This is a genomic window from Legionella waltersii, from assembly GCF_001468085.1.
GTDB lineage: Bacteria > Pseudomonadota > Gammaproteobacteria > Legionellales > Legionellaceae > Legionella > Legionella waltersii.
The window spans coordinates 1-5558 of the sequence record NZ_LNZB01000027.1 but is presented as its reverse complement, the minus strand read 5'-3'; the positions used below and the strand labels follow the sequence as shown (position 1 = coordinate 5558).

Below are 5558 nucleotides of genomic sequence, written 5' to 3'. Positions count from 1 at the left end.
GTTCAACCAGAATCACTGTTCACGTTCCGCCAGAATCGGTGTTCACTTTCAATCAGAATGAGTGTTCATTTTGGGGCAGAATATGCAACTTCTATTAATCGATTTAATAGACTAAAAACCAAGCTATTGTTGTAAAGTTAGATAACATGACTAAGAACAAAATTGGTTTCTATTTCATTGAATTGATTGGAGAGAGGAAGAACATCATCACCCTTTAAATTCTCAAAGTATTCTAGTTCCTCCTTATCCTGAGGAATAAGGGCATCTATTCGCCAGCGTAGTATTCCATTGATCTCTAATGCCTGAGTTATAAAAGATAGATCAGACTCATTTAAAGGCTGCTTACTTAAAATACTATTTTTTGCCAGGAGCAATGCATCATCAATTAACCCAGACAAAAATTCTGTATGACCTCTTTGATCTAATGAATTTTTATCATCGATAAAAACTATTTTGGATTTAATCAAGTAAAAAATATTTCTATCCAATTTTCTCCATTTCGCGCTTGAAGGGTTAACCAACCATGATTTAATGGTATTAATATTTATATCTGCTAATTCTGATAGTTTAGCTGCTGTAAGCTTTTTCTTATCTTTAAGAAGAATCAATTCTTCGTTATACGGCCTTTCTGCAATTTCGCGCATCAATATTACCTATAGTTAATTAAAAGGGTACATTGTACCCTTTTAATCATTAAAATCAATTCCTGTTATCAAATTTTAGAGCAAACAAAAGACATCCTCTTATACCCAAAAGAGGATGTCTTCAGTACCAGTAGGGTGTTCCAACGTTTGGCAGTTTTTGCCTTTGCAAATACAACCTAATTTGTATAAAATAATGATAAATCAGGGTGTTAAAGGTTTTTTGATGGCGCGAGAAGGAAAAGCAAAAGTTTTGAGTGAGGCGGAATTTAAATTACTGCTTTTAGTCGCTAAAGTGGGCAAAATGGGCACACGTAATCTAGCCCTCGTTTATTGCTCTTTTGGCTTGGGTCTGCGTGCCAAAGAAATGGCCTCGCTCACCATCGCCGATGTAGCCAACTCTAATTATCAACTATTGGATGAGCTCATTTTAAAACGCTCCATGACTAAAGGTGAAAAACAACGTCATGCGTATCTGACTCATAAAAAAATACGCGAAGTCTTGCAAGCACATTTGAATGATTTAAAGAACATGCCCCGCAATAAGGCCTTGTTTCAAACCCAACGCAAAAGCCGTTTCACCGCCAACACCTTACAAAAATGGTTTAAATCACTTTATGATAAAGCAGGAATTCATGGGGCGAGTTCTCATTCAGGTCGGCGTACCTTCATCACCCGACTCATTGAACAAGGGGCTGATATCAAAGCCGTCTCCCGCCTTGCAGGACACGCCAATATCGTCACCACCGCCATTTATGTGGAAGATAATCCTGAGCGCTTAAAACGAATTGCTAACTTGGCCCTGTTTTAATGCTCCCCTGGTTCACCACCCCGCCCTTTGTGCACATGGTTCATTGGGCATCAAAAGAATGCTATCACGAAGCCCGTTTTGAAAAAGAGACCCGCTATTATGTTCTGCGCTTAAGTAAAGATTTATTAGGCGATTGGGCTATTACCTTAATTAATGGTCGCATTAAATCAAAGCTTGGCCAAAGCCGCACTTTGGCCTTTGCTGATTATTATGATGCGTTCGACCGCTTTTGCATACTGGCAAACGTGCGCTATCAACGAAGCTATCAGCTGAAAACCGTTGCCTGCGACAATGGCTTGCTGGTGCATCTGCTGTCGTTTATCGCTAGTAATAAGGGCTTATCTGTTGCCAAGGCAGTTAAAAATACCCATCGACGTCAAAGCCAAAACCGCCAAAACATCAGTTTACACCAAACAGCGGATCGGCAAATGGGTTTTATCTTCGGTTCGTAACAGCCAATCCATACCATTCAATACTGTTCATTATTTTGTTTTAATTTCAATCGCATAGTGCTTTTAATATACTTGTCCTTATTTAATGTGCTTTTTATCGCATTGGAGCGCATTTGGTTATAGTTGAGCCTTAGACCTTATTGGGAGTCCAATCATCTCTTCATGGTTAAATTTAAGGGTCAACCTAAAGGACTACATCACTTAAAATCAATCAAATTGTGTACTGTTGATTCAAAACTCTTTTCAACCCGCGTTCATCCTAAATTTGGAATTTACCTACAGCGGTCTTGCCCCAGTTTTAAAGCGCCTCCCTATTTAAAAAATAGATAGATACTTACTATTGACCCTCACGTTACGTGATAAAATATACTTAATCTTGGGGGGAAAATGAAATACCATAAAATTAAAGATATCAGTCGGATGACGGCTTTAAGCATTCGTTCATTGCAATACTATGATGACATTGGTTTGTTAAAGCCAGCACAACGCTCAGAGTCGGGTTATCGTCTTTATTCAGATAATGACTTAATTCGGTTACAGCAGGTGGTTACTTTAAAGTTCCTGGGTTTTTCATTGGCCTCCATTAAAGAAATTCTGGAGAGACCAGAGTTTGAAGTGCTAACTTCCATGCGTCTTCAGGCAGAGGCCCTAAAAGAGAAAGCACAGCGCATCTTTGAGGCATCTGATTTGACGACATATATTGCCGGTCAAATCGAGGCAGGCCAGCTCGTAAATTGGAATAGCACGCTACAGATCATAAATATTTTGGAGACTCATCGTATGAATGAAACATTAGAAAAAAAATATCAAACCAATCCAGAGAAATCAGAGCTGGGACAAGTATCATCCACTGATCTGAATTAGGGGCGTGACAATCATTGGAACGAAAAGGTACTCTAAGCAAAAATCATTAAGCCAGCTCTAGCTTCTCAGCAAAATTTAATGGCCTCAATTGACCTTCTGCGACAACTTTAGGCAACATAAATGAAAAGTGTCCTAAGAAATTAATATGTTTCCGCCCTAATGGTGATAACTTTGCTTCATCTTCTTCATTTATTACTTCACCCTGTGCGCGCAAATAATCTAATATGGCCTGCATGTACACTGTATTCCATAATACAATAGCATTGGTTGCTAACCCCAATGCATTGAGCTGATCTTCTTGTCCTTCGCGATATTTTTCATGAATTTCACCACGTTTTCCATGATATACGGTGCGTGCTAAACTGTGGCGACTTTCACCTTTATTGAGTTGTATCAAAATATGACGCCGGTACTCTTCGCTATCAATATAATTGAGCAGATATAACGTCTTAATAATACGACCCAAGTTCATTAAGGCTTTGGCCAGTCCAGATGGTCTATTCTTTCGAAATAACGAGCGTATTAAATCTGAAGCACTGACATGACCTAATTTCAAGGAAACAGCGACTCGTAGAATATCCTCCCAATGCTTGCGTATTGATGCTTCGTTAATTTTGTGATTTGAAATATCATTGAGCGCCCCATAATCCGCTTTAGAATCAATTCTCCAAAACCGTGCACCACCAACATCAGAAAGCCTTGGGCTAAATTGATATCCCAATAACCAAAATAACGCAAAGATTATTTCGCTAGCGCCAGCCGTATCAGTCATTATCTCTTTTATATCGAGACTTGTTTGCTGATCCTGCATGCCATCCAATAAATAAAGAGAGTCGCGAAGAGTACCAGTAATTACAATCCCATGAAATCCTGCATTTTGATCCGATACAAAATTATAATAAGTTAATCCGCGTTTTGGCCCATAGTATTTTTTATTAGGCCCAGAATTCACTGTTTTTACAGCGCAGGTAAATCTTACGCCATCAGCAGAAGCAATATTACCAGTACCCATCTTTTTCGCAAGTGGTTGTTGGGAATGCAGGTCTACCAGTTTCGCATTAGATCTAGCAATTGTTTCAGCACGGATGCAATTTTGCTGAACTCAACTTAATCGATTGCGTGTCAATTCTGGACTGTCTTCATTAATCAATGGCTCAATACCAATGTTGCATGCTTCCGCCATAATGACTGCACATAATGAGACTTCAATTCCAGATATGCGTGAATTATTATCGCTAATATGAGTGCACTCATCTGTAAAATCAGACATACGGTTGGCTTCGAGCAATAATTCTGGAAAATCAATGCGAGGCATCAGCTTGTCGATTTTACTTTTCAATATTTTTAGGCTTTCTGGTTCATCAATTTTTTCTAATCTGGATAATTTGATTCTATCTTTTCCCTTACTGTTTTTCACAATCTCAATCGCATCATTTTGGGGTAGTCTTTGCAGCACATTTTGGTATTTATCTTCTAATATTGAAGACAGGTAACCAAATTCCTCATCAAAATCTATGCTTAAATTGAGTGATCGGCATACTGGAATTTTATGTTCATCCCAAGCCGCATCTCTTAACAATTTAGCGCGAGGGTCACACCATCGCTCACTAAGCACTACGTGCATATCCCGGCTGCGCATATTAGTCTGTAGATGATCCATGGCACATAAGGTATAACCTGGTCTATCAATTTCCCTGGTCTTAGGGTTGATAACAATATTTCGCCAACCCGTATTAATAATGTCAAGTGGTGCATTTTGAAATGAAGGTTTTCTCTTCCCTTCTATAGACGCTAAAAATTCTATTGCTGCTTGTACGGGTTGGCCTTCTTTAGTTGTTTGGAATTTAACCGTGCTAAGTAAAGTTGGCAGGAATCGACGAACGGTTTTATATTGCTCAAGCAGCTCATCATAATATTTGTCATGATGGGGTTTGGCAATTTGTCTAATGATCTCTACCGCATTGGATATTGTATCTTTAGAAATGGCTTTGTAAATTACAGATGGCAAGTTTTGTTCCCCATCATGTTGTAAAAACAAGTCACCAAAATCAGACAGCTTTAATGCAGCTTTATCCAAATCACCCAAGCTACGGATACGTTTTCTCTCACCTAATCGTTTTGCTGCAGCAGTAATTTCTGTGATCAACATGTCCAACAGATCTAATGCATCATCAAGTGCCTTGATTTCATAAACATATGCAAATGAAAAAAGTACTGCAATGCGTCTATCATCAGGCATTCGTGCAATAGATGGTGCCCATGAGACAGTGACATATCGGGCCAAGTGATTAATTTTTGCTTTGGGTATATTGCCAATGTTTATTTGACCTAAACCTAAATCACGTATGTATTGATAACGTTTTAGTGCCTGCACTAATCCAGCACTGCTGATATGTGTTGGTCCATTCTTTAATTCATCAAGTTTACTGTAACGTTTACCGTCAGGTACCAATAATAAATTTTCAAGTTGCTGCCTCTGGTTAATATTGACCAACAAAGTCAGTCGCTGCCATAGCCGTTTTGAAACCCGGTCTCGAACTTTTGCTATTAAAACGGTCAATGTGCTTACGCCTGGTAATAGAACTTTTCTACTGATAAGCCACAGCGTACAACGTTCAAACAGAATGCTTGGTCTTTCATTGCCATACCATGCTTGATCATGGGGTATTTTAAGAATACCCGCGAAATTGTCTCCTTAAGAAAATGAGGTGGTCAAGTAAATTGACACACCCAGTTAAGCAACTTTCTTAAATTCCCCCCAAACCCGTTCAAACTGATTCGGATTCATAT

Annotated in this window: 4 protein-coding genes and 1 pseudogene; 3 read left to right on the top strand and 2 right to left on the bottom strand. The window is 38.9% G+C overall.

Annotated features, from left to right (window positions below):
• Window positions 1–137: 137 nt before the first annotated feature.
• Window positions 138–644 (bottom strand): hypothetical protein, encoded by a 507-nt coding sequence (locus tag Lwal_RS05270; protein ID WP_058479871.1) that lies wholly within the window; start codon window positions 642–644, stop codon window positions 138–140.
• Window positions 645–867: 223 nt separating this feature from the next.
• Between Lwal_RS05270 and Lwal_RS05265 the strand changes: the two genes are divergently transcribed.
• From Lwal_RS05265 to Lwal_RS05255, 3 genes are all read left to right on the top strand, one after another.
• Window positions 868–1452, top strand: coding sequence for a tyrosine-type recombinase/integrase (locus Lwal_RS05265; protein WP_058479872.1), 585 nt, complete (start codon window positions 868–870; stop codon window positions 1450–1452).
• A 35-nt stretch (window positions 1453–1487) separates the two neighbouring features.
• A complete protein-coding gene (locus tag Lwal_RS05260) occupies window positions 1488–1904 on the top strand; it encodes a hypothetical protein (protein ID WP_133141282.1) in 417 nt (138 codons plus the stop codon).
• Window positions 1905–2291: 387 nt separating this feature from the next.
• Window positions 2292–2768 carry a MerR family transcriptional regulator gene (locus Lwal_RS05255; protein WP_058479869.1) on the top strand — a complete coding sequence of 159 codons (477 nt, stop codon included), beginning with the start codon at window positions 2292–2294 and terminating at the stop codon, window positions 2766–2768.
• Window positions 2769–2814: 46 nt separating this feature from the next.
• Here the strand turns inward: Lwal_RS05255 and Lwal_RS18115 are convergent.
• Window positions 2815–4917: pseudogene (locus Lwal_RS18115) on the bottom strand (Tn3 family transposase).
• Between the last annotated feature and the right edge of the window lie 641 nt (window positions 4918–5558).

Coding starts and splice junctions, on each gene's coding strand:
- Lwal_RS05270 (WP_058479871.1), bottom strand. CDS start 644: ATGCGCGAAATTGCAGAAAGGCCGTATAACGAAGAATTGATTCTTCTT.
- Lwal_RS05265 (WP_058479872.1), top strand. CDS start 868: ATGGCGCGAGAAGGAAAAGCAAAAGTTTTGAGTGAGGCGGAATTTAAA.
- Lwal_RS05260 (WP_133141282.1), top strand. CDS start 1,488: ATGGTTCATTGGGCATCAAAAGAATGCTATCACGAAGCCCGTTTTGAA.
- Lwal_RS05255 (WP_058479869.1), top strand. CDS start 2,292: ATGAAATACCATAAAATTAAAGATATCAGTCGGATGACGGCTTTAAGC.